Origin of the sequence: Falsiroseomonas sp. E2-1-a4, from assembly GCF_051433165.1 — a bacterium.
Lineage (GTDB): Bacteria > Pseudomonadota > Alphaproteobacteria > Acetobacterales > Acetobacteraceae > Falsiroseomonas.
Map to the genome: position 1 here is coordinate 458,431 of NZ_JBHMFS010000001.1, position 21,843 is coordinate 480,273.

Genomic DNA, 21,843 nt, shown 5'->3' on the forward strand with positions numbered 1-21,843 from the left:
TCACCATGCGCATGACCCGCCGCGGCCTGATCGCCGCCACTGCCGCCTTGCCCTTCCTGCCGGGCGGTACAGCCCGCGCGCGGAGTGGAACCTTGCGCTTCGGCCTGTCCTCCTTCCCGCCCAGCCTGCAGCCCTGGGCCAATACCGGCACGGCGGCCGCCACGGTTAAGCTGCTGATCCATCGCGGCCTGCTGTCCTACGCACCCGACGGTGCGCTGCGCGGTGAGATCGCCGAATCCTGGCGCAACGAGAACCCGACCACCTGGAGCTTCACGCTGCGCGACAACGCCGTGTTCCACAATGGCGAGAAGATCACCGCCGCCGATGTGAAGTGGAACATCGAGCAGATCGCCGCCGAACGCTCCACCGCCCATTACCGCGCGGAGATGCAGCAGGTCGCCAGCATCGAGACGCCGGATGCGCGGACGGTGCGGATTGTCACCAAGGCACCCATCGCCACCCTGCCGAATTGGATGGCGTCCTACCACATGATGATCGTCAGCCCACGCAGCCCGACCGGCGCTGGCGTGCTGCCGATCGGCGCCGGTCCCTTCACCATCCGCGCGCAGGAACGCGGCACCTCGATCGACCTCGTGGCCTTCGATCGCTACTACAAGCCGGGCCAGCCGAGGCTGGCCGGCATCCGGCTGATTGCCTATGCGGATGAGAACCTCCGTGTCTCGGCCATCCGCGCTGGCGATGTGGACCTCATCGAATACGTGCCCTGGCAAGCCATGGCCGCGATCGAGGCGGATGAGCGGCTGCGGCTGGACGCCACCAACGGCCCCTTCATGTACCTCAATTTCAACGCCGCGCGGCCGCATCTGGGCGATGCGCGGGTCCGGCGGGCCATCGCCCACGCCATCAGGCGCGACGATATTGTCAAGGTCGCCTTCTTCGGCCGTGGCAGCCCGCTGGAGGGCCTGCCCATCGCCCCCGGCAGCGATTTCTTCGACGAGGCGCTGTCCAAGGGCCAGGCTTATGACCCTGACAAGTCCAAGGCTCTGCTGCGGGAGGCGGGCCTCGCCAACGGCTTCAGCACCAGCCTGCTCTCCACCGCGCAATACGGCATGCACAAGGACACGGCGGAGGTGGTGCAGCAGCATCTGGCGGCCGTCGGCATCCAGGCGGAGCTGCGCCTGCCGGACTGGGCGACGCGGGTGAACCTCGGCAATCGCGGGCAGTTCGACATCGCGGTGATGGGCACGGCGACCGACAGCAACGATGCGGATGGGTTGAACAACCTGATCGACGGCTCGCTCTCGCCCTCCTACGTCCGCAGCGCCGGGCTGCGGATTCCGCGGCTGGAGGAGCTGATGCGGGCCGGGCGCGCGGAATTCGATACGGCGAAGCGGCGCGAGATCTACCTGGATGCGCAGCGCGTGGCGCTGGAGGAAGTGCCGCTGGTCGGCCTGGCCTGGCGCAGCCAGGGCTATGCCATGAAGAAGGAGATCACCGGCTTCAAGGCGATGCCCGGCGCGCTGAACTTCTTCTCCGGCATCACGCTGGAGGATGCGGCGCTGGGCTGATCCGGGCTGGGCAAGTGGCCGGCCGCGCCCATCTGGGGTCGGTCGGCCACCTGCAACCAAGGCAGGACGGAACCGGCTGTCGCGTGGCACGCTGTGCTGCTGGCAATTCCCCTTGGCACCGAACCGGGACAGGACAGGATCATGGCAGGCATCATCCGGCGGCGGCTTCTGGCGGCCCTTCCTCTGGCCCTCGCGGCCCCACATCTGGCGCGCGCGCAGGCGGCGCGGCCGGTGGTGGTTTCCTCCAAGATCGACACCGAGGGCGCCTTACTGGGCAATCTGATCCTGGTCGCCCTGGAACGCGCCAATATCCCGACCGAGGCGCGGCTTTCGCTCGGCCCGACGCGCATCGTCCGCACCGCGCTGGTGGCCGGTGAGATCGACCTCTATCCCGAATACACCGGCAACGGCGCCTTCTTCTTCCAGCAGCCGGAGGCGCCGGCCTGGCGCAGCGGCGACACGGCGTATGAGACGGTGGCGCGGCTGGACCTCGAGGCCAACAAGCTGGTCTGGCTGGCCCGCGCACCGGCCAACAACACCTGGGCCATTGCGGTCCGCGGCGACGTGGCGCGGGCAGAGAATCTTTCGACGATGGAGGAGTTCGGCCGCGCGGCGGGGGCCGGCAAGCTACGCCTCGCCGCCTCGGCAGAGTTCGTCGAAAGCCCGGCGGCGCTGGGCAGCTTCGAGCGTACCTACGGCTTCAGCTTCCCGCGCGACCGCATCGTGGTGCTGCCGGGCGGCGATACGGCGGTGACCATGCGCGCCGCGGCGCAGGGCATCTCGGGCGTCAATGCCGCCATGGTCTATGGCACGGATGGCGCGATCTCGGCGCTCAGCCTGGTGGTGATGCAGGACAACAAGGGCGCGCAGATTGTCTATGAGCCGGCGCCGGTGGTCCGCCAAGCGGTGCTGGAGGCGCATCCGGGCATCCGCGCCGCGCTGGCCCCGGTCTTCGCCTCCCTGACGCTGGAGACGCTGCAGCGCCTGAACGCCCGCGTGGCGGTGGAAGGCCAGGCGGCGGCGGCGGTGGCGCGGGCGCATTTCGCCACGCTCGGCTGACGCGCGGCCGATGCGCGCGGGGGAGGTGGGCCGCGCGCTGCTTTGGCTGGCGCTGCTGGCCGGCCTGCTGCTGCCCTGGCTGAGCGTTGCGCCGAACCGGCTGCTGCCGGGCGTCGACACAAGCGGTTTTCTTTCAATTGGCTGGGCAGCGGCGGTTGCCCTGCCCGGCTTGGCGCTGGCCGTGCCGCAGCGTGTGCCAGCCTGGGCCGGGGCGCTGGCCGCGCTGGCCGGCGTGGTGCTGCTGCTGGCCGCCACCGGTTGGGCCGCCGCCGCATCCCTGGAAGGGCTGGCCCCGGCCGCCCGCGCGGGCCTGGGCGGTGGGTTCTGGCTTGGGCTGGTTGCGGGCGCCGCGCTGGTGGCGGCGCGCGGCGCGGCGCTGCCGGGCGTGGGGCGGGCGGCGCTTGCGGCGACCGCCCTGATCGCCCTGTGGCTGCTCTGGCAGGCCGGGACCTTCGAGGCGCTGTCCCTGGTCGTGGAATACCGGGCGCGGGAGGCGGCGGTGCAGGCCGCGCTGCTGCGCCACCTGGCGCTGGCCGGCGCGGCGCTCGCGCTCGCCTTGCTGCTGGCGGTGCCGCTGGCCTGGGCCGGCTTCCGGCGGCCGGGCGCCGCGGGGCCGGTCGGCGCCACCCTCGGCGCGGTGCAGGTGGTGCCGGCCATCGCGCTGTTTGCCGCGCTGATCCCGCTGCTGGCCGGGCTGCTGGCGCTGTGGCCGGCGCTTCGCGGCCTGGGGCTGGGTGCCATTGGCCCGGCGCCGGCGGTGCTCGCCACCGCGGGCTACCTGGCGCTGCCGCTGTGGCGTTCGGTACTCGGTGGGCTGACGGCCGCCGACCCCGCCGCGGTGGCCGCTGCGCGTGCCATGGGCATGACGGAGGGCGGCATCACGCGGGAGGTTCGGCTGCCGCTCGCGCTGCCGGTCTTTGCGGGGGGCCTGCGCGTGGCGGTGGTGCAGGCGATTGGGCTGGTGACGCTCGGCGGGCTGGTGGGGGCGGGGGGTCTCGGCGCGCTGGTGTTCGAGGGGCTGTCGCAATTCGCGACTGATCTGATGCTGCTCGGCGCCTTGCCGATCATGGCGCTGGCGCTGGCGGCGGATGCGCTGATCCGCGTGCTGGAACACCGGCTGGGGGGCAGCGCATGATCCACTTCGAACAAGTCTCCGTCCGCTTCGGCGAGACCGAGGCGCTGTCCACCGTGGATCTCCAGGTGGCGGAGGGGGTGCTCTGTGCCCTGGTCGGACCCTCCGGCTCCGGCAAATCCACGCTGATGAAGCTGGTGAACCGCCTGGTGGAGCCGAGCGCCGGCCGCGTGCTGGTGCGCGGGGCCGATGTGGCGCGCCAGAATCCGGCGCGGCTCCGGCGGTCCATCGGCTATGTCATGCAATCCACCGGGCTGTTCCCGCATCGCAGCGTCGCCGCCAATATCGGCACGGTGCCGCGTCTGCTGGGCTGGGACCGGGCACGGATTGCGGCTCGGGTGGCGGCGCTGCTGGAACTGGTGCAGCTCGACCCCGGCCTGGCGCAGCGCCTGCCGGGCGCGCTGTCCGGCGGCCAGGCGCAACGCGTGGGCCTGGCGCGCGCCTTGGCGGCGGACCCGGACATATTGCTGATGGATGAGCCATTTGGCGCCGTGGACCCCATCACCCGCCGTGACCTGCGGGCGGAACTGCGCCGCATCCATGCCGAAACCGGCAAAACCATCCTGCTGGTGACGCATGATCCGGAGGAGGCGCTGGAACTGGCCAGCCAGGTGGTGGTGCTGCGCGACGGCGCGGTGGTGGCGGATGGCGCACCCGCCGCGCTGGTGGCGGAGGATGCGCCGGAATTCGCCCGCATTTTGCTCGGCGGCGGCCAGCCGGGCCTGCGTCGGCTGTCCCTGCTGCCGGCGGAAGTGGCGCGGGACGCGCGGCCCGCCCCCGCCGATGCGCCGGCCTTGGCGGCGGGAGCCACCCTGGCCGATGCGCTGTCCCGCATGGCCGAATCCGGCCGCACCGTGCTGGCGCTGGGCGATGGATCGCTGCGGCTGGAGGCCGTGCTGGCGCGCGGCCGATGATGGCGCTGCTGCTGGCCGCTGGCCTGGCGCTGGTGGCGCTGCTGCCGGGCTGGTTCGGCGGCTTCCCGCCCGGCCGCCTGCTGGGGCTGGCCGCCGGCCATGCCGGGCTGGCGCTGGCCGGGGTGGTGCCGGCGGCGCTGCTCGGCTTGGCGCTGGGTGTGCTGGTGACACGGCCATCCGGCCGCGCGCTGCGCCCGGCGGCGGATGCCTTCGCCGCTGCCGCGCAGGCGGTGCCACCGGTGGTGGCGGTGGCGCTGGCGGTGCCGGCCATGGGTTTCGGCTGGGGGCCGACCATCCTGGCGCTGCTGCTGTACGGCATCATGCCCGTGCTGCGCGCCACCGTCGCCGCGCTGGAGGCAGTGCCGCCGGAGGCACGGCTGGCCGCCCTGGCACTCGGCTACACCCCGGCAGGCGCCTTGCGGGAGGTGGAATTGCCGCTGGCCTGGCCCCTGGTGCTGGATGGATTGCGCGTGGCGCTGGTGCTGGCGGTGGCGACGGCCGCGGTCGGCGCGCTGGCCGGCGCTGCGACGCTCGGCACGCCCATCGTGCTGGGGCTGCAGAACCAGAACCAGATCCTGGTGCTGCAAGGCGCGGCGGCCACCGCCTCCCTGGCTTTTGCGGCGGAGGGGCTGCTGCTGGCGCTGGCCGGCTATGTCGCGGCGCGGGGCGGCCGCAGCAGCGCCAGCCCGGCCAGCAGCGCGGGCAGCGCGCAGAGCAGGAAGCCGTAATCATAGCGCCCGGTCAGCCAGAGTACCGCGGCGAAGACCAGCGGCATCAGCAGCGCGCCCAACTGGCCAAAGGACAGCACGCCGCCGGTGGCCGCGCCGCGCATCCCCTCCGGCGCCAGCCGCGCCGCCTCCGCCAGCAGCACGCCGTTCCAGGACAGGGCGGTGAGGCTCAGTCCCGCGCCGACCAGGCCGAGCAGCGGCAGCGGCCAGCCTGGCCCCGACAGGCCCGCGAGTACGGCGCTGGCCGCCATGCCGATGGCCAGCGCCCCCATCACCACACGGGGCGCCGCCATGCCGCTGCCGATCCAGCCCCACAGGATGCGTCCGGGTATCGCAATCAGCGTCGCGATCGAGAAGACGAAGCCGGCCACCGCCAATGGATGGCCAAGCGCGGTCAGATAGACCACGAAATAGGCCATGAAGACGGTTTGAATTCCGTTGAAGACGAAGCAGGCCAGCGAGAGGTTGAACAGGTCCCGGCTGCGGACAACCACGGCCAGGGTGGTGTGGAAGTCGGAAAGCCGAAAGCTGCGCCCTGGCACGCGGTCCGCATCGAATTCCGCCCGCAGCGGCTGCAACAGCACCGCCAGCACGACGCAGGCCCCGGCCGAGGCCAGCATCGCGCCTCGCCAGCCCCACCAGCCCGTCAGCAGCGGCCCCAGAAGCCCGCCGAGCAGCAGCCCCGCCGGCACCGCCGTCTGCTTGATGGAAAACACCAGCGGCGCGTAGCGCGGCGGCGAATAGCGCCCGAGCAGATGCGAGCTGGCCGGCGTGGACACCGCCGCACCCCCCGCCCCGATAACCGCTGACAGAGCAAAGAAACCGAGCGGCCCGACACAGGCCAGCACCAGCCCCACTGCCAGCATCAGCAGCGCCACCTGGCTGACCCGCAACGCCCCGTGCCGGATGATGAAGCTGCCGCAGCCAAGCTGGAAGCCCAACGAGGCCAGCGCCCCCAGCCCGACATAAACGCCCAGCCAGGCCGGATCGAGCCGCAAATCATCCAGGATCGCCGGGGCGATGATGGAAGGCAGGTTGCGACCGAGCGCCGCGAAGGTCTGCTGGAGGAACATGGCGCCGAGCGCGATCAGCAGCAGGTTCATTCTCTGGCTGCGCTGCATCCTGCCCCTGCCTGATTCCGGACGCATCATTTCCAACCGGGCGGGAAATGTGAAGCCACGCAGAGGGAGGGGCAGACCCCCCGCGGGCGCGCAGGCTCAGCCGGGGCCGACGAGATCCAGCGAGGAGTCGATGCAGCTATCATAGCCCGGGTGGTGGCTCATGGCGCCGGAGGACACCATGGCGGCCGCGAGCCCATCCAGCGCCGCCCGTGGCAGATGCGTGGTGTTGGCCCAGAGGCCGAGGCCCTGGTAGCGGCCGATGCCGCGCATCAGGTGGTCCGCCGGCATGTCGGCGAAGCGCGGCGCCAGCACGGTGGCGATCTCGGCCGGCGTGGCACCCCTTATCCAGTCCAGCGCCGCGCCCAGGCCGCGCACCACGGCCGCGAAGGCCGCGTGCTTCTCCGCGATGCGGGGCGTGACGGCATAGAGCGCGGAATAGGCGGTGGGGCCGCGATCCGCCGCGGCATACCAGACCGCAGCGCCCGCATCCTCCAGCGCCGCCGCGAAGGGCTCGAACAGCATCACCGCATCGACGCGCCCTTCGAGCAAGGCAGCCGCACCCTCCGGCATCGGCATACGGACATGGCCGGCGCAGGTGGTAGGGTCCACGCCCGCCAGGCGCAGATCATGCATCAGGCACCACCAGGGCGTCGGCACCTCGGAGGGAATGGCGACGCGCATCTTCGCGAGGTCCGCCATCTGGAAGCCGGGCCGCGCGCCCATGCCGAGCAGCAGGAAGGGGTCGCGCATCACCGCGGCGCCGAAGCTGCGCAGCGTGCTGGACGCATCGCGGCTGCGTTCCAGCATCGGCCGCATCGGGCCGCTCCAGGCCAGATCCGCGCTGCCATCCAGCAACCGCCCCGCCGCCGCATCCGGCGTACCGGCGGTCTCCAGATGCATCTGGATCCCCTGGTCGATGAAGCAGCCGCGCTCCAGCGCGACATAGTAGGGGGCGTAGAAAACGGCGCGGAATGGTTCGACCAGGACCAGCGTTTCCATGTCCGCTCAGCCCGCCGTCGCGCCGGTGCGTTCAAGGATCGGCAGCCACTTGGCCGATTCCGCCGCAAGGAAGCTGCGCGCCGCGGCGCTGTCGCCCGGCATCGGATCCACGCCGCGCGCGGTGAAGGAGGCCTGGACGGCGGGGTCCGCCAGCACCTTCAGCAGCGCGGTGGACAGCGTCTCCACGATCGGCGCCGGCGTGCCGGTCGGCGCATACAGCGCCTGGAAGGAGGAAGCACGATAACCCGTGACGCCTGCCTCCGCGAAGGTCGGCAGATCGGGCAGGATCTTCGACCGGCGGGTGGTGGTGACGGCGACGGCGCGCGCCTTGCCATCCGCGACGAAGGGCGCGAGCAGCGTCTGGCTGTCGATCATCATGTCGATGCGCCCGGCGATGAAATCCGTCACCGCCGCCGGCGTGCCGCGATAGGTGACCACGGTGAAATCGACACCCGCCAGGCTTTTCAGCAATTCCCCCGCGAGGTGGGAGGCGGCGCCGATGCCGGTGGTCGCGAAGGTGGCCTGGCCGCGCTTTTCCCGCAGCCAGGACAGCAGCGTCGGCACATCCTGAACCGGAACGGAGGGATGCACGCAGGCCAGGAAGCTCTGGTCGCCGACGAGACCGATGGGCGTGAAATCCGCCACGCTGTCGAAGCCGGCTTCCTTGTACAGCGCCGGGATCACCGACTGCGCCGCGCCATTCAGCAGCAGGGTGTAGCCATCAGGCCGCGCCCGCGCCACGGTGCGCGCGCCGATGGTGGACCCCGCGCCGGGCTGATTCTCGATGACGAAGGGCTGGCTGAGCTCGCGCGCCAGCGGCTCGCTCACCAGGCGGCCCACGACATCGATGATGCCACCGGCCGCGAAGGGTACGACGACGCGCACCGGCCGGTCCGGATAGCGCGGCTGCGCCCGCAGCGTGGCGGGGGAGAAGAGAGGCAGGGCTGCGGCTGCGGCGAGCAGTTTTCGGCGGCTGGTCAGCATGGGCTGCGTCCTTCGCTTCGACTGGCTCGGATGAAACCAGCGTCGGCCGAGACTGTCAAAGATCGCGGTTGCGGTGCAGGCTGGCGCGGCAGGAAAAAGGGCGCGACATGGACAGCATCAAGGGCCTGGTGGTCTGCCCGCAGCCTCGCGCGGCGGATGCGGGGGCGGAGGTGCTACGGCGTGGCGGCAATGCCTTCGATGCGGCGCTCGCCACCGCCTTCTGCCAGATGGTGCAGGACCCCTTCATGTGCGGCCTGGGCGGCATGGGCACGCTACAATTCCTGGACGCGCGCAGCGGCCGCCACGGCATGATCGACTTCCACGCCCGCGCCGGCGCGAAGGTAACGCCCGAGATGTGGGCGGGCGAGAGCCAGGGCCGGTCCGAGATCTCCGGCTACGCGTTGTTCGAGGATTTCCGGGCCGAACTCGGCTACCGCGCGATCATGACCCCCGGCACCGTCGCCGGCCTCGCCCGCTTCCATGAGACGCTGTGCAGCCAGGACTGGTCAGAGCTTCTGGCGCCCGCCATCCGCATGGCGCGGGAGGGTGTGGTGGTGACGCCCTTCTACCAAGAATTTCTGGCCCGCACGCCGCAGCCCGGCCTGCCGAGCGGGTTGCGCCGCGTTTCCACCACGCCAGCCTGCGCGGCGCTGTACCTCGATGCCCAGGGCGCGCTGCACAAGGTGGGCGATACGCTGCGCCAGCCGGAGATGGCCGACAGCATGGAACGCCTCGCGCGACATGGCGCGGCCGATTTCTACCATGGCGAAACCGCCGGCCGCATCGCCGAGGATTTTGCCCGAAATGGCGCCTTCGTAACCGCGGCGGATCTGGCGGGGTACGAAGTGCGGGAGGTGCAGCCGGTGATCGGCAGCTATCGCGGCTATGGCATCGCCGCCAATCCGCCGCCCGGTTCCGGCGCCGTGCTGATCGAAATGCTGAACATCCTGGAGCAGTTCGATTTCGCCGGTGTGCAGCCGGGCAGCGCGCGGCATCTGGACCTGGTCGCCCGCGCCATGGCGGCGGCGCATGAGGACCGGGAGAATTGGCTGGCCGACCCGGATTTCGTCGATGTGCCGGTGGAGGAGATGATCTCCAAGACACGCGCCGCCGATTGGGCCGCGCGCATCCGGGGTGGCTGGCTGCCGGGCGGGCGCATCGCGGCGCCACCCTCCTGCACCACCCATGTCTCGGCCTGGGATGCGGCGGGCAATTGCGTGTCGCTGACCCATACGCTGGGCACCGGGGCGGGGGTGGTGACGCCGGGGCTGGGCTTCAACTGGAACAACGCGATGAAGCTGTTCGACATGCGGCCGGGCCGCCCGAACAGCATGGCGCCGGGCAAGGCGCGCACCACCGGCATGGTGCCGACCATCGTCACCAAGGATGGCGCGCCCTGGATGATCGTCGGCGCGCCGGGCGGCAGCGTCATCATCTCCGCCGTGCTGACCACCATCGTCAACGCCGTGGATTTCGGCATGGGGGCGGTGGAGGCCGTGTCATTCCCGCGCATCCATTGCGAGGGCGGCCCGGTATTCTGCGAAGCGCGCGTGCAGGGCGATGTGGTGCAGGCGCTGCGCGAGCTGGGCCATGAGGTGCGGCACTCGCCGCTGTCCTACGACCCGGGGATGAGCCGCGCGCACGCCATTCTATTGCGCGACGGTAAGCCCGCCGGCGGCGCTGATCCGCGCGGTGGCGGTGGCGTCGCGGTGGCCTGGTAGCGTCAGGCGCGAGGCGTGCCCTGCTGGCGCCGCAGCGGTTCCAGCCTTCGCTCGGGCTCCTGCGCCAGTTTCCGGCATTCTTCGGCAGTGCCTTGCATCTGTGGCTGCTGCTGGTGCCACAGGTCGCGCAGGGCCGCGCGCGTGTCGGCCCCGCGGGTGACGGAAGCGATGCGCCGCTGAAGGTCATTCACGTACATGCGTTCCTCCATTCAGACGTCAGCGCCATCAACAAGACATGCGAGGTGCCTCAGTTCAAGCGCAATTCGTGGATGTGGCGCGGGTCCGCCGCGATCTCGCCGCGCTCCACCCGCTGCACCAGCGCCGTCAGCGCCGCATTGGCTGGCGTTGCGAGGCCGAGCGGTTCCGCCTGTCGCACGATGTAGCCGTTCATCGCCTCGATCTCCGTGCGGCGGCCCTTCATCATGTCCTGGCCCATGGAGGGGCGATGCGCGCCGCCGCCGGGCTTGCGGGCCTCCGCCAGGCGGTGCTGGTCGTAATCCGCCAGCGCCGCGGCGTCGCCTTCACCGGCACGGGCGATGATCTCGGGGTCGATGTGCAGCACTTCCTCCAGCGCGTAGCCCAGCGCCTGGCCGGTGCGGATGGCCTCGCTGCCCAGGCGGGCGGTGAAGTGGCGCAGGCGGTCATCCAGCAGGATCTCGCGGCTGATCAGGCCGGTGGCGGCGGACATGCCGTTCTGCATGACGTTTGCGACCAGCTTGGTCCAGCGCTCACCCCACAGGTTCGGCGTGACCAGCGTGCTGTCGGACAACGCGGTGAGGCGTGCGACTTCCTTTGCACGCTCCGTGATGCGGCCGTGGACCTCGCCAACCCGGTACACCGTATGCGCTGCGCCACCCTTGCCGGAGGCGCGCTTCACATGGCCCGGCGCACAGAGTTCCACCGTGATGGAGCTGGCCACCGCGCCCAGCGTGCGGCCCCAGCCGACGATACCGGCGATGGTCGCCTCGTTCATGCAGTTCTGCAGGCTGACGCAGTAGCCATTCGGCGAAAGATACTGCGCCACCATCTGCGTCGCCCAGGTGGTGTCGTAGGATTTCACGCAGATGAAGGCGATGTCGAAGGGCTTCTCCCGCGAGATGGACTGAAGCTCCGTCAGATGCAGCGCGCGGCCCTGCACGGTGAATTCCGGCACGTCCTTCAGATGGCTGATGCGCAAACCGGCGCCGCGGATCGCCTCGACATTCTCCGGCCACCAATCGACGAAGGTCACATCCTCCCCGGCCTGGACCATGTAGGCGCCGGCGTAACAGCCGACGGCGCCGGCGCCGATGATGGCGATGCGATTGCCCATGAAACCCGCTTCCTGCTGCAGTTGCGTCGCAGGTTAAACCGCAACCCAATCCGGCGCCACCAGCAGCCCCAGCAGTTCCGCCATCGCACGCCGTTCCGGCGCCACCCAATCCTCCGCCCAAAGGAAGTTCATTGTGCCGAGGCAGGCGCCGCCATGCAGGATCGGCACATTGACGATGCTGCGCAGGCCAAGGCCGAGGATCACCGCATGGTCGTCGAAATAAACGGTGATCGCCTCCGCACCCTCACCAACGAAGACCTCGCGCCGCAGCAGCACATGCCGGCCCCATTCGGTGTCCCGCTTCGGCTTGGCGCCGCCCACGGGGTAGGCGGCGTTGTCCGAGCTGTACAGGCGGCGCACTGTCATCGCCGCCGCGTCGAAGCGCATGGCAGTGCACAGGCGGTGGCCCATGACCCGCCGCCCCACCGCATCCGCGGCATGCAGCAGTGCCAGCGGCCGCGCATTCCGCGCTGCCGCCGCGAAAGCTGCGAGGCCTGCCGCGTCCAGCGACGCGTCAGGCATCCGTCATGCCGATGCCGAGGTCACGGATCGCCCGGCCCCACTTCTCCGCATCCGCGCGCAGCGTGGTGCCGAATTCGGCGGGGGTCTGGTTCACCACCTCCACGCCGATCGCCGCCATGCGGTCCTTCACCTCCGGCAGCATCATCGCCTTGTTGATCTCGGCGTTGAGCTGCGCGACGAGGTCCTGCGGCATGCCCTTCGGGCCGAGCACGCCGTACCACACCGCCATCTCATAGCCCGGCACCGTCTCCGCCACCGTCGGCACCTCGGGCAGCAGGGTGGAGCGGCGGCCTTCGGTGACCGCCAGCAGCTTCAGGCGGCCGTCGCGCACGTGGCTCAGTGTCTGCGTGCCGGCGCTGAACAGCAACTGCGTCTGGCCGCCCACCGTGTCCTGCACCGCCGGCGCGCCACCGCGATAGGGCACATGCACCATCTCGATCCCCGCCATGCGGGCGAACATCGCCGCGCACAGATGGTTGGTGGAGCCGGGGCCGGCGGAGGCATAGGCCACCTTGCCCGGGTTCGCCTTGCAGTAGGCAATGAACTCCGCAACGTTGTTGGCGGGCACGGAGGGGTGGATGACCATCGTGTTCAGCACGAAGGCGAGCAGCGCGATCGGCGTGAAGTCATTCACACCATGGAACGGCATGTTATTGAACAGCGCATCGTTCATGGCGTGCGTGCTCATCGACCCGAACAGCAGCGCATAGCCATCGGGCCGCGCCCGCGCCACGGTGTTGGAGCCGATATTGCCGGAGGCGCCGGAACGGTTCTCCACCACGAAGGGCTGGCCGGTGGCGCGCCGCAGCGGCTCCGCCAGCACGCGCGCCAGGATATCCGTGGTGCCGCCCGCGGCCCAGGGGACCGTCACCGTCACCGGGCGGTTCGGGTAGCGGTCCTGCGCCGTCGCCGCCTGGGCAGCGAAGGCGAGGGTGGTGGCGAGTGCGGCGCGGCGCGTGATCTGCGGCATGGGAAGGTTCCTCGAACGGGACAGTCTGGAGACGAAGCTAGCCTGACGGCGACGCTTCGGCCAGCTAAGCCTCGCGGAAGGCGAAACCGATGCCGGGTCGGTCCGGCAGGTGCATGATGCCGCCCTCTTGCACCAGATCCTCCAACAGGCGCTGCCGCAGGGCGAGTTGTGCGCCGTGCATCTCCAGCAACCCGCCCTGGGCGTGGCCGGCCATCAGCGCTGCATTGGCGATGTCCCAGCCACCTGCATGCGCCACCGGCGTGCCATGCGCCTCCGCCAGGGCCAGGATGCGCTGCGCGGTGCTGATGCCGCCGCAGAAGGCGGCGTTGGGCTGCAGCCAATCCACCGCGCCGCGCGTCAGCGCCTCCCGGAACCAGGACAGCGACTGCACCATCTGCCCCGCGCCGATGGGGATGCGGATGGCGCGGCGCAGGCTCACCAGCATGTCCAGGTCGTTGCCGAGCACCGGTTCCTCGAACCAGGCGATGTCGCACTCCTCCACCATCAGCGCCAGGCGCCGCGCGGTGGCGACATCCATGCCGCAATTGGCATCCAGCATCAGCAGCGCCTTGGGGCCGATGGCATCCCGCACCGCCCGCACGCGCTGCGCATCCTCCGCCACGCCGCGCCCGCCGGCGGCGACCAGCATCTTCACGCCGACGAAGCCGGCATCGATGCTGCGCTTGCATACCGCCGCCAGCTCCGCCTCCGCGTAGCCGGGCAGGCCCACCGTGGCATAGCAGGGCACCGCCTGCCGCGCGCCGCCGAGCAGCCGCCACAGCGGCTCCCCCAGCGCCCGCGCGCGCAGATCCCACAGCGCCATGTCGAGCGCTGACAGCGCCGAGACGAAGACGCCGGTGGCGCTGCGCGGGTTGAAGCGGCTGGTCAGCTTCGCGCGGATCGCCTCGATTGGCCGCGCATCCTGGCCTTTCAGCGGTTCCTGCATCCGCGCCAGCAGCGCCACCACCTCCTCAGCCAGGAAGCGGCCGGTGACGCCGGTGCCGACCAGGCCATCTTCCGTCTCCACGCGGCAGCGCACGAAAGCGGGCGTGTCGAGGCCGGCATAGCCCTTCGCGGCCTCGACGGGTGCCAGGCGTTCGACGCTGGCGGTGATGGCGCGGATGCGGCTCATGCGGCGACGCCGGCCGCTCGGGCGGCTTCCACCTGGCGGTGGCGGGCCTGCTCCATATCCTCCAGCGTGCTGAAGGCGTTCATGTAGTGGCCCTTGAAGCCGGCGCCCTCGATGCGACGGAACATGTCGCCGAAATCGAAGTCGCCCTCGCCGGGCACCAGATGCTGCTCGTGCCCGTTGCGCCAGCAATCCGCCAGCCGCACCTCCACCACCCGGTGCAGCGGGATGCGGGCAAGGAAACCCTCCACCCCATCGGGCATCAGATGCGCGTGGTTGGCAGTGAAGCTCAGCGCGAAGGCGGGGCTGTCGATGGCGTCGTAGTAGTAGGCCCACTCCTCCATGGTGTGCGCCAGGTAGTGCACCTCCGCATCCGCCGGCTCCTTGTTCAGGTTCTCCAGCAGCAGCAGCGCATTGTGCTTCTCCGCGTGCTCCACCATGCGCTTCAGGCGGTCCAGCCCCGCCTGCATCCGCATCTCGACATCCGCGGTGAAGTGGTAGCCCGCGTGCACGACGATGGAACCAGCGCCGAGCAGCGGCATCGCCTCGATATAGGCGCGCATGTAGGCATCCACCGCCTCCGACAGGAAAGGAGAGTACTCCGCGACATTGACGGCAGAGAGCGTGTGCAGGCCGAGATGCACCTCATGTTTGTCCAGCAGCGCACGGATGCCCTTGGCGCGTGCCGCATCGAAGGTAGTTACGGCGTTGGCGCCGGTATCGAGCTGGATGTCGATATGGCGCACCTTGTGCGCGCCGGCCCAGGCAATTGCATCTTCCAGCTTCAGGCGGCGGCCGACATCGACGCCGATGCGTTCCAGAAGGGTCATGATCTTTCCTCCGTGTTGTTGCCGTCTTGCGCGGCATGTCCGATGGCATCCAGGAAGCGGCCGCGTCCCCGCCTGGCATGGGCTTCGGCCAGGCTGCGCGCCTGCGCCGCATCGCCGTGGAGGATGGCCTCCATCAACGCATGATGCTCGCGATTCGCCGTCTTCATGTGGCCGGGCCGTTCGAAGGACCGGCGCCGCAATAGCATCAGCTTGTGCGTCAACTGCCGGTACAGCAGAGCGGCCTCGCGGTTCCGGCTGCAGGCCAGAATGAAGGCGTGGAACTCCGAATTGATCTGGAAGAACTCATCCCGGCTGCCGCGGGCGATGGCACCATCCATCGCATCCACCATCATGCGCAGGACCAGCGCCTGCGCCGGCACAAGCAACCCGGCCGCGCGGTCGGCGGCCAGGCCGAACAGGGCTGCGTTGATCTCGTAGATTTCCAGCGCCTCATCGAGCTTCAGAGTCCGGACGAAGGCGCCGCGATTCATGATGACGGTGACGAGGCCCGTCTTCTCCAGCGCGCGCGCCGCTTCGCGCACCGGGCCGCGGCTGACGCCGAGGCTGCGAGCCAGCGTCACCTCGTTCAACCTTTCGCCCGGGCCCAGCGTGCCATCCAGGATCAGCGATTCAAGCCGCCGCGCCACATCGAGGCCCAGTGGCTGTGGACGGCGCGCACGTGCAGCAGGCTTCCTCGGCCGTGCCGCGTCACGGTGCAGCGCAGCATGACGCGTCGCCTGCACGGGTGCGGCGGGCAGTGTGGGACGCGATGGTGCATCTGCCATGGGATAAAGTGTTTACAGTTCCACCCGAGCCTGACAAGCTGAATGAAGCGAGAAAAAAAGAACCAAGTCCGGAGGAAATCGATGGTTGCCACCGCATATCGGTGTTGCACACATCGGGGAAGGCTGCGCGGCGCATGAATGGCGCATCGCCCAACGCCAATGCCCTGCTGCTTTCGGGTTTGCGCGTCATCGACCTTACCGTGGCCCGTGCGGGTCCGACCTGCGTGCGCCATCTGGCCGATTGGGGGGCGGAGGTCATCCGCATTGCGCCGCCCTCCGCCGATGCCGGCGACATCACCGGCGACCAGGACGGCTTCGACTACCAGAATCTGCACCGCAACAAGCGCGCCATGCAGATCGACCTGAAGACGGAACAGGGCAAGGCGATCTTCTTCGAACTCGCCAAGACCGCCGATGTGGTGGTGGAGAACATGCGCGCGGCGGTGAAATTCCGTCTCGGCGTGGATTACGCCAGCGTCAGCAAGGTCAATCCGCGCATTGTCTATGGCTCGATCTCCGGCTTCGGCCAGGATGGGCCCTATGGGCATCGCGCCGGCGTGGACCAGATCGCGCAGGGCATGGGCGGGCTGATGTCCATCACCGGCGTGCCGGGGGCGGGGCTGGTGCGCGTCGGCATTCCCATCGCGGACCTCACCGCGGGCAATCTGCTGGCTCTGGCCATCATGATGGCGCTGTTCGACCGCACCAAGACGGGGCGCGGGCGCTGGGTGCATACCAGCCTGCTGGAATCCATGGTCTTCATGCTGGATTTCCAGGCCAGCCGCTGGCTGCTGGCGAACCAGGTGGCGGGGCAGGCGGGCAACGACCACCCCACTTCCATCCCCACCGGCGTCTACCCCACCGCCGACCGCCCCATCGCGCTCGCTGCATCCTCGCCCCGCATGTGGGAACGCTTCTGCGACGCGCTGGAACGGCCCGAATGGAAGACGCGGCAGGGCTGGGACACGCGGGATGGCCGCTCCGCCGACCGCGCCGCGATCAACGAAGCCATCGCCGAGATCACCCGCACGAGGCCGAGCCTGCACTGGATCGAGATACTGGACCCCGCCGGCATTCCCTGCGGCCCGATCAACACCATCGACCAGACTTTTGGCGATCCGCAGGTGCAGCATTTGCAAATGGCCAAGCCGGTTTCGCATCCGCGTCTCGGCGCGCAGAATCTGGTCCGCAACCCGATCAACATGTCCGACCTTGACTGGGATATCCGCAGCGCAACACCGGATGCTGGTGCGCATACGGATGCTGTGCTGGCCGAGCTCGGCCATTCCCCCGATGCCATCGCCAGGCTGCGCGCCGCGCGCGTGGTGCAATAGGAGCGCCCCATGGACGGCATGACCCTGAATCTCAGTACGCCCAAGATCCTGGCGCGGATCGAGGACGGCATCGGCTGGCTCACCTTCAACCAGCCGGAGAAGCGCAACGCCATTTCGCTTGAGATGTGGGAGGCCGTGGCCGCGGCGGCGCAGCGCTTTGCGGAGGATCCCGCCGTGCGCGTCGTCGTCATGCATGGCGCCGGCGGCAAGGCCTTCGCCTCCGGCGCCGATATCAGCCAGTTCGAGAAGCTGCGCGACAGCGCGGAGGCGGAGGCGAAGTACTCCGCCGTCTCAGCCGCCGCACGCAAGGCGCTGGAGGAGCTGGACAAACCGCTGATCGCAATGGTCAACGGCTTCTGCATCGGCGGCGGCTGCGCCACCGCGATGGTCGCCGATATCCGCATCACCGCGGAGGATGGCCGCTTCGGCATTCCCGCTGCCAAGCTCGGCGTCGCCTATGCCTGGCACAGCCTGCGCCGGCTGGTCTCGCTGGTCGGTCCGGCGATGGCCAAGGAAATCATGTTCACCGGGCGCTTCCTCGATGCGCAGGAAGCGCTGCGCGCGGGCCTCGTGAACCGCGTGGTCCCGGTTGACCAACTTGAGTCCGTGGTGCGGGAGATGGCGATGACCATCGCGCGCAACGCGCCGCTTTCGATCCGCGCCTCAAAGGAGGGGATCGACCAGATTGCCGGGGAACCATCGCAGATCGACCAATCCCGGTTCGAAGCGCTGTACCGTGCCTGCTTCGACAGCGCCGACTACGCCGAAGGACGCGCCGCCTTCATGGCCAAGCGCGCGCCTGTCTTCAACGGAGGCTGAACGACCGGCACGCGGTGCGTGCCACATTCCGGGAGGAAACAACAATGAGCGGCTTCACCAAGCGCCAGATCCTTTCCCTCACAACAGGCATCGCCCTGGGCGGCGGTGCCGCCTTTCGCGCCGCGGCGCAGGACCTGCCCTCGCATGAGCGCCAGCTTTATGAGGCGGCGCGGCGCGAGGGCGAGATCACCTGGTATTCCGGCCAGTACAATGCCGAAACCTCGGAGGCCGTCGGCCGCGCCTTCAGTGAGCGCTATCCGGGCGTGCGCTGCAACGTGGTGCGCAGCACATCCCAGGTTGCGTTTCAGCGCCTGTCGCAGGATGCGCGCGCCAATGTCGCGCAATGCGACGTGTTCAGCTCCACCAATTCCGGCCACTTCGTGCAGTTGAAGCGTGAGCGCCGGCTGATGCAGTTCCGGCCGGAGAATGCGGCCGGCCTGCTGCCCGCGATCCGCAATGCGGACCCGGACAATTTCTTCCACACCAGCTTCCTCGGCCTGTTCCTGATGACGCACAACACGCGCCTGGTCAGCGAGGCGGATGCGCCGAAAAGCTGGCAGGATGTGTTGGACCCCAAGTGGAAGGACAAGCTTGCGGTCGGCCATCCCGGCTTCAGCGGCGCCATCGGCGTCTGGGCCGTGCAGATGCGCAAGATGTATGGTTGGGACTACTACACGCGGCTTGAGCGCAACAATCCGCAGATCGGCCGATCGAGCCAGGACCCGGTGACCACGCTGAATGCCGGTGAACGGTCTGTTGGCTTGTGCGTGCCGGTGGGCACGACGCAGCTCGCGATCTCCCGCGGCAATCCGCTGCGGCTGATCTACCCGACGGAGGGTGTCCTGGCGGCGATCTCGCCCTCGGCCATCATCGCCAACGCGCCGCACCCGAACGCGGCGAAGCTGTTCATGGAATTCCAGGCCGGCAAGGGGCTTTCCGAGACGGTGCGGAAGACCTTTAACGAACCACTGCGCGCGGACGTGCCGCCACCCGAAGGTGGCAGGCCTCTGGCTGATGTCACGCTGCTGGCACCGAGCCTGGAGGAGCAGGAAAAGGGCGTGCCCGAAGTGCGGGAAGCCTGGCGCGACACATTCGGCGTCTGACGCCGCAAGAGTATCCAAGGGAGCGAAGAACATGACCGGTATCACCAAGCGGGGCCTGATCGGCACCACAACGGCCCTTGCGGCCGCCGCCATCCTGCCCGCGCGTCGCGCCGCGGCGCAGGATATGCCGGCGCATGAACGCCAGCTCTACGAGGCGGCGCAGCGCGAAGGGGAGCTGACCTGGTACACCGGCCAGCTCCAGGCGGAACCCTCCGAGGCGATCGGCCGCGCCTTTACGGAACGCTACCCCGGCGTGCGCTGCAATGTGGTGCGCACCACATCGCAGGTGGCGTTCCAGCGGCTGTCGCAGGATGCCCGCGCGCGTGTCGCGCAATGCGACGTGTTCAGCTCGACCGACTACAGCCACTTCACCTACCTGAAGGGCGAAGGCCGGCTGATGGCCTACAAGCCGGAGAACGCGGCCGGCATGGTGAAGGCCGCGCGCGATGCGGCGGATTCGGATGGGCATTTCCAGATCACCTATCTCGCGCTCTACATGCTCGGGCGCCGCACTGACCAGTTGAGCGAGGCGGATGCGCCGAAGAGCTGGCGGGAGATCACCGACCCGAAGTGGAAGGACAAGATGGCGGTCGGCCATCCTGGCTTCAGCGGCGCCATCGGCAACTGGGCCATCATGATGAAGGCCATGTATGGCGTCGGCTTCTTCCGTGAGTTCGAGCGCAACAAGCCGCAGATCGGGCGTTCGGCCGGTGACCCGGTGACGACGCTGAATGCCGGGGAACGTGTGGTCGGCGTCGGCATTCCGTCCGCCTCCACCTTGTTCAGCATCTCGCGCGGCAATCCGCTGGCACTGATCTACCCGAGCGACGGCACCTTGCTTGTGCCGGCCCCGAGTGCCGCCATCGGCAATGCGCCGAAGCCCAATGCCGCGAAGCTGTTCATGGAATACGTCTGCGGCCCGGCGTATTCCCGCACGGTGCGAGAATTCCGCGCGGAATCGCTGCGGCCGGAAGTGCCGCCGCCGGAGGGCTCTCGCCCGCTGGATGAGATCAAGACCATCACGCCGACGCCACGCCAGGTCCAGACCGAGATGACCGAGGTGCGGGAGCTGTGGCGTGATACCTTTGGCGTTTGATCGGGAATTCCGATGAGCGAAGCCCCCGCACTTCCGCACGCGCAGGCCGGGCCGATACAGGCCCGGCGCAGCGGCCGGTTCGCACGGTTCGAGCCGGTGATGCTGCTGTGGATCGCATTGATCGCGATCCTGCTGTTCCTGGTCGCTTTCCCACTTGGCAAGCTGCTGGTGGTCAGCTTCGAGACGCGCGGCACCGGCGAATTCACGCTGATGAACTATGTCTCGGCCTATGGCCGGCCGCGTTATGTGGATGCACTGGTCAATTCGCTGCTGCTCGGCCTGCTTTCGGCGGTCATGGCTGTGGTGATGGCGGTGCCGATGGCCTGGGCGGTTTCCCGCACGGACATGCCATTCAAGGGGCTGACCTGGGCGGTGGTGCTGGGGGCCTTCATCCTGCCCCCCTATCTGTCCGCGATCGGTTGGATCCTGCTGGCGGGGCCGAATAGCGGCTTCCTCAACATTGCCTGGCGCGCCATCACCGGGCTTCAGGATCCGCTTTTCAATATCTACACATTCAGTGGCATGGCGCTGGTCATCGCCCTGAATTCCTTCCCGTTGGTCTTCATCTTCGTGAAATCGGCACTCGACCTCGTCTCGTCGGAAATGGAGGACGCGGCCAACATCCTTGGCGCCGGCACCTGGACGGCAATGCGGAAGGTCTCGATTCCGCTGGTCTGGCCGGCGATCATGGCGGGCTTCATCATCGTCTTCCTGGAAGCCATCGCGCTGTTCGGCACGCCGGCCATCATCGGTATTCCGGCGCGCATCAATGTGGTGACGACGCAGCTCTGGCAGTTCTTCGAATACCCCGTGCGGGTGGAGGTGGCGGCCGCCTATGCCATGCCGCTGCTGCTGATCACTGCCGGCATGATCGTGGTGCAGAAGCTGATGCTGGCGCGGAAGGGATACGTCTCGCAGACCGGCAAGGGCGGAGAACGCCGGCCGATCAAGCTCGGCCCCTGGCGCTGGGTCGCCTTCGCCTGGTGCGCCGCGGTGGGACTGATGGCGGTGATCGCGCCATTGTTCGTGCTGCTGCAGGCCAGCTTTGCCAAGGCCTGGGGTCGTGGCCTGGCGTGGGACAATCTGACGCTGGCCAATTATCGCCTGCTGATCTTCGAACACGACATGGCGATGACCTCGATCTGGAACACCATCTGGTTCTCGGCGTCGGCTGCCTCCATCGCCGTGGTGCTGGCCTTGCTGATCGCCTACATCGTCAATCGCAAGCTTGTGCCGTTCGGGGAAGCGCTGGGCTTCATGGCGATGGCGCCCTTCGTCATCCCCGGCATCGTCATGGCGATCGGCTTCTATGCCGCGTACGCCTCCCCGCCTTTCGCGCTGTACGGCACGGCGGCGATCATCATTCTGGCCTTCGCGGCGCGCTTCCTGCCCATTGCCTATGCCAACTCTTCCTCCGCCATCCGGGCCGTGCATCCGGAGATGGAGGAGGCGGCGCGCATCCTGGGCAGCGGGCGGTTGCACGCAATCTGGATGGTCACGGCGCCGCTGGTGCGGAAATCGTTGCTGGGTGGCTGGCTGATCGTGTTCATCGTCGCCTCGCGCGAATTGTCGGCGGCGATCTTCCTGGTCGGGCCACGCACGCGAACCATGTCCGTGTTGCTGTACGACCTCAGCGAAGCCGGCAATTTCGAGGTGCTTGCGGCCTTCGGCGGACTTCTGCTGGTGGTGACGATGGTTTTCGTCGGGATCGGCATGAAGCTGGTCGGGCGTGACTTCATGCTGCGGAGAAACTGAG

The 21,843-nt window shown here is 69.0% G+C and carries 21 protein-coding genes; 11 read left to right on the forward strand and 10 right to left on the reverse strand.

Annotation, left to right across the window (positions count from 1 at the left end):
* The first annotated feature begins 5 nt into the window (after positions 1-5).
* The 5 genes from ACFHNC_RS02150 to ACFHNC_RS02170 all read left to right on the forward strand — a co-directional run bounded on the left by ACFHNC_RS02150 (position 6) and on the right by ACFHNC_RS02170 (position 5,362).
* Positions 6-1,529: an ABC transporter substrate-binding protein gene (locus tag ACFHNC_RS02150; protein ID WP_437167555.1), complete on the forward strand. Its 1,524-nt coding sequence runs from the start codon at positions 6-8 to the stop codon at positions 1,527-1,529.
* A 141-nt stretch (positions 1,530-1,670) separates the two neighbouring features.
* Entirely contained in the window at positions 1,671-2,588 is a 918-nt protein-coding gene (gene osmF / locus ACFHNC_RS02155; protein WP_437167556.1) for a glycine betaine ABC transporter substrate-binding protein OsmF, read from the forward strand.
* 10 nt (positions 2,589-2,598) lie between these two features.
* Positions 2,599-3,723: an ABC transporter permease subunit gene (locus ACFHNC_RS02160; RefSeq protein ID WP_437167557.1), complete on the forward strand. Its 1,125-nt coding sequence runs from the start codon at positions 2,599-2,601 to the stop codon at positions 3,721-3,723.
* On the forward strand, positions 3,720-4,634 hold the full coding sequence (locus ACFHNC_RS02165) for an ATP-binding cassette domain-containing protein (protein WP_437167558.1): 915 nt from the start codon (positions 3,720-3,722) through the stop codon (positions 4,632-4,634). The genes ACFHNC_RS02160 and ACFHNC_RS02165 overlap by 4 nt, the downstream gene beginning before the upstream one ends.
* A complete protein-coding gene (locus ACFHNC_RS02170) occupies positions 4,631-5,362 on the forward strand; it encodes an ABC transporter permease subunit (protein ID WP_437167559.1) in 732 nt (243 codons plus the stop codon). Before ACFHNC_RS02165 ends, ACFHNC_RS02170 begins: the two co-directional genes overlap by 4 nt.
* On the opposite strand, the gene ACFHNC_RS02175 is transcribed toward ACFHNC_RS02170, so the two are convergent.
* The 3 genes from ACFHNC_RS02175 to ACFHNC_RS02185 form a co-directional block, all read right to left on the reverse strand.
* Complete coding sequence (locus ACFHNC_RS02175) at positions 5,284-6,465, reverse strand: MFS transporter (RefSeq protein WP_437167560.1); 1,182 nt, start codon at positions 6,463-6,465, stop codon at positions 5,284-5,286. The genes ACFHNC_RS02170 and ACFHNC_RS02175 overlap by 79 nt on opposite strands.
* 114 nt (positions 6,466-6,579) lie before the next feature.
* Positions 6,580-7,482: an ABC transporter substrate-binding protein gene (locus ACFHNC_RS02180; RefSeq protein ID WP_437167561.1), complete on the reverse strand. Its 903-nt coding sequence runs from the start codon at positions 7,480-7,482 to the stop codon at positions 6,580-6,582.
* A 6-nt stretch (positions 7,483-7,488) separates the two neighbouring features.
* Entirely contained in the window at positions 7,489-8,466 is a 978-nt protein-coding gene (locus ACFHNC_RS02185) for a Bug family tripartite tricarboxylate transporter substrate binding protein (RefSeq protein WP_437167562.1), read from the reverse strand.
* A gap of 107 nt (positions 8,467-8,573) precedes the next feature.
* Between ACFHNC_RS02185 and ggt the strand changes: the two genes are divergently transcribed.
* A complete protein-coding gene (ggt, locus tag ACFHNC_RS02190) occupies positions 8,574-10,187 on the forward strand; it encodes a gamma-glutamyltransferase (RefSeq protein WP_437167563.1) in 1,614 nt (537 codons plus the stop codon).
* Between the two features lie 2 nt (positions 10,188-10,189).
* Here the strand turns inward: ggt and ACFHNC_RS02195 are convergent, their stop codons facing one another.
* From ACFHNC_RS02195 to ACFHNC_RS02225, 7 genes are all read right to left on the reverse strand, one after another.
* On the reverse strand, positions 10,190-10,378 hold the full coding sequence (locus ACFHNC_RS02195) for a hypothetical protein (RefSeq protein ID WP_437167564.1): 189 nt from the start codon (positions 10,376-10,378) through the stop codon (positions 10,190-10,192).
* A gap of 56 nt (positions 10,379-10,434) precedes the next feature.
* A complete protein-coding gene (locus ACFHNC_RS02200; protein WP_437167565.1) occupies positions 10,435-11,499 on the reverse strand; it encodes a ketopantoate reductase family protein in 1,065 nt (354 codons plus the stop codon).
* 33 nt (positions 11,500-11,532) lie between these two features.
* On the reverse strand, positions 11,533-12,021 hold the full coding sequence (locus ACFHNC_RS02205; RefSeq protein ID WP_437167566.1) for a GAF domain-containing protein: 489 nt from the start codon (positions 12,019-12,021) through the stop codon (positions 11,533-11,535).
* Positions 12,014-12,991, reverse strand: a complete 978-nt coding sequence (locus ACFHNC_RS02210; protein ID WP_437167567.1) for a Bug family tripartite tricarboxylate transporter substrate binding protein — start codon at positions 12,989-12,991, stop codon at positions 12,014-12,016. Before ACFHNC_RS02210 ends, ACFHNC_RS02205 begins: the two co-directional genes overlap by 8 nt.
* Positions 12,992-13,055: 64 nt before the next feature.
* Entirely contained in the window at positions 13,056-14,123 is a 1,068-nt protein-coding gene (locus tag ACFHNC_RS02215) for a mandelate racemase/muconate lactonizing enzyme family protein (protein ID WP_437167568.1), read from the reverse strand.
* Positions 14,120-14,950: a TIM barrel protein gene (locus ACFHNC_RS02220; protein ID WP_437167569.1), complete on the reverse strand. Its 831-nt coding sequence runs from the start codon at positions 14,948-14,950 to the stop codon at positions 14,120-14,122. Before ACFHNC_RS02220 ends, ACFHNC_RS02215 begins: the two co-directional genes overlap by 4 nt.
* The gene (locus ACFHNC_RS02225) at positions 14,947-15,597 is read right to left on the reverse strand and encodes a GntR family transcriptional regulator (protein WP_437167570.1); all 651 of its coding nucleotides are present in this window, start codon (positions 15,595-15,597) and stop codon (positions 14,947-14,949) included. The genes ACFHNC_RS02220 and ACFHNC_RS02225 overlap by 4 nt, the downstream gene beginning before the upstream one ends.
* Before the next feature lie 272 nt (positions 15,598-15,869).
* Between ACFHNC_RS02225 and ACFHNC_RS02230 the strand changes: the two genes are divergently transcribed.
* From ACFHNC_RS02230 to ACFHNC_RS02250, 5 genes are read left to right on the forward strand one after another with little or no spacing between them, the layout of a single operon-like run.
* Positions 15,870-17,069, forward strand: a complete 1,200-nt coding sequence (locus ACFHNC_RS02230) for a CaiB/BaiF CoA transferase family protein (protein ID WP_437167571.1) — start codon at positions 15,870-15,872, stop codon at positions 17,067-17,069.
* A gap of 9 nt (positions 17,070-17,078) precedes the next feature.
* Entirely contained in the window at positions 17,079-17,888 is an 810-nt protein-coding gene (locus tag ACFHNC_RS02235; protein WP_437167572.1) for an enoyl-CoA hydratase, read from the forward strand.
* A gap of 44 nt (positions 17,889-17,932) precedes the next feature.
* Positions 17,933-18,991, forward strand: coding sequence for an ABC transporter substrate-binding protein (locus ACFHNC_RS02240; RefSeq protein ID WP_437167573.1), 1,059 nt, complete (start codon positions 17,933-17,935; stop codon positions 18,989-18,991).
* Positions 18,992-19,022: 31 nt separating this feature from the next.
* Positions 19,023-20,087, forward strand: coding sequence for an ABC transporter substrate-binding protein (locus ACFHNC_RS02245; protein ID WP_437167574.1), 1,065 nt, complete (start codon positions 19,023-19,025; stop codon positions 20,085-20,087).
* A gap of 12 nt (positions 20,088-20,099) precedes the next feature.
* Complete coding sequence (locus tag ACFHNC_RS02250) at positions 20,100-21,842, forward strand: ABC transporter permease (RefSeq protein ID WP_437167575.1); 1,743 nt, start codon at positions 20,100-20,102, stop codon at positions 21,840-21,842.
* Position 21,843 lies beyond the last annotated feature (1 nt).

What these genes read in the sequence shown, in the direction of transcription:
- ACFHNC_RS02205 (WP_437167566.1), bottom strand. Translation starts at nt 12,021, where the DNA reads ATGCCTGACGCGTCGCTGGACGCGGCAGGCCTCGCAGCTTTCGCGGCG.
- ACFHNC_RS02245 (WP_437167574.1), top strand. Translation starts at nt 19,023, where the DNA reads ATGACCGGTATCACCAAGCGGGGCCTGATCGGCACCACAACGGCCCTT.
- ACFHNC_RS02250 (WP_437167575.1), top strand. Translation starts at nt 20,100, where the DNA reads ATGAGCGAAGCCCCCGCACTTCCGCACGCGCAGGCCGGGCCGATACAG.
- ACFHNC_RS02185 (WP_437167562.1), bottom strand. Translation starts at nt 8,466, where the DNA reads ATGCTGACCAGCCGCCGAAAACTGCTCGCCGCAGCCGCAGCCCTGCCT.
- osmF (WP_437167556.1), top strand. Translation starts at nt 1,671, where the DNA reads ATGGCAGGCATCATCCGGCGGCGGCTTCTGGCGGCCCTTCCTCTGGCC.
- ACFHNC_RS02160 (WP_437167557.1), top strand. Translation starts at nt 2,599, where the DNA reads ATGCGCGCGGGGGAGGTGGGCCGCGCGCTGCTTTGGCTGGCGCTGCTG.
- ACFHNC_RS02240 (WP_437167573.1), top strand. Translation starts at nt 17,933, where the DNA reads ATGAGCGGCTTCACCAAGCGCCAGATCCTTTCCCTCACAACAGGCATC.
- ACFHNC_RS02170 (WP_437167559.1), top strand. Translation starts at nt 4,631, where the DNA reads ATGATGGCGCTGCTGCTGGCCGCTGGCCTGGCGCTGGTGGCGCTGCTG.
- ACFHNC_RS02150 (WP_437167555.1), top strand. Translation starts at nt 6, where the DNA reads ATGCGCATGACCCGCCGCGGCCTGATCGCCGCCACTGCCGCCTTGCCC.
- ACFHNC_RS02200 (WP_437167565.1), bottom strand. Translation starts at nt 11,499, where the DNA reads ATGGGCAATCGCATCGCCATCATCGGCGCCGGCGCCGTCGGCTGTTAC.
- ACFHNC_RS02215 (WP_437167568.1), bottom strand. Translation starts at nt 14,123, where the DNA reads ATGAGCCGCATCCGCGCCATCACCGCCAGCGTCGAACGCCTGGCACCC.
- ggt (WP_437167563.1), top strand. Translation starts at nt 8,574, where the DNA reads ATGGACAGCATCAAGGGCCTGGTGGTCTGCCCGCAGCCTCGCGCGGCG.
- ACFHNC_RS02210 (WP_437167567.1), bottom strand. Translation starts at nt 12,991, where the DNA reads ATGCCGCAGATCACGCGCCGCGCCGCACTCGCCACCACCCTCGCCTTC.
- ACFHNC_RS02180 (WP_437167561.1), bottom strand. Translation starts at nt 7,482, where the DNA reads ATGGAAACGCTGGTCCTGGTCGAACCATTCCGCGCCGTTTTCTACGCC.
- ACFHNC_RS02165 (WP_437167558.1), top strand. Translation starts at nt 3,720, where the DNA reads ATGATCCACTTCGAACAAGTCTCCGTCCGCTTCGGCGAGACCGAGGCG.
- ACFHNC_RS02235 (WP_437167572.1), top strand. Translation starts at nt 17,079, where the DNA reads ATGGACGGCATGACCCTGAATCTCAGTACGCCCAAGATCCTGGCGCGG.
- ACFHNC_RS02220 (WP_437167569.1), bottom strand. Translation starts at nt 14,950, where the DNA reads ATGACCCTTCTGGAACGCATCGGCGTCGATGTCGGCCGCCGCCTGAAG.
- ACFHNC_RS02230 (WP_437167571.1), top strand. Translation starts at nt 15,870, where the DNA reads ATGAATGGCGCATCGCCCAACGCCAATGCCCTGCTGCTTTCGGGTTTG.
- ACFHNC_RS02175 (WP_437167560.1), bottom strand. Translation starts at nt 6,465, where the DNA reads ATGAACCTGCTGCTGATCGCGCTCGGCGCCATGTTCCTCCAGCAGACC.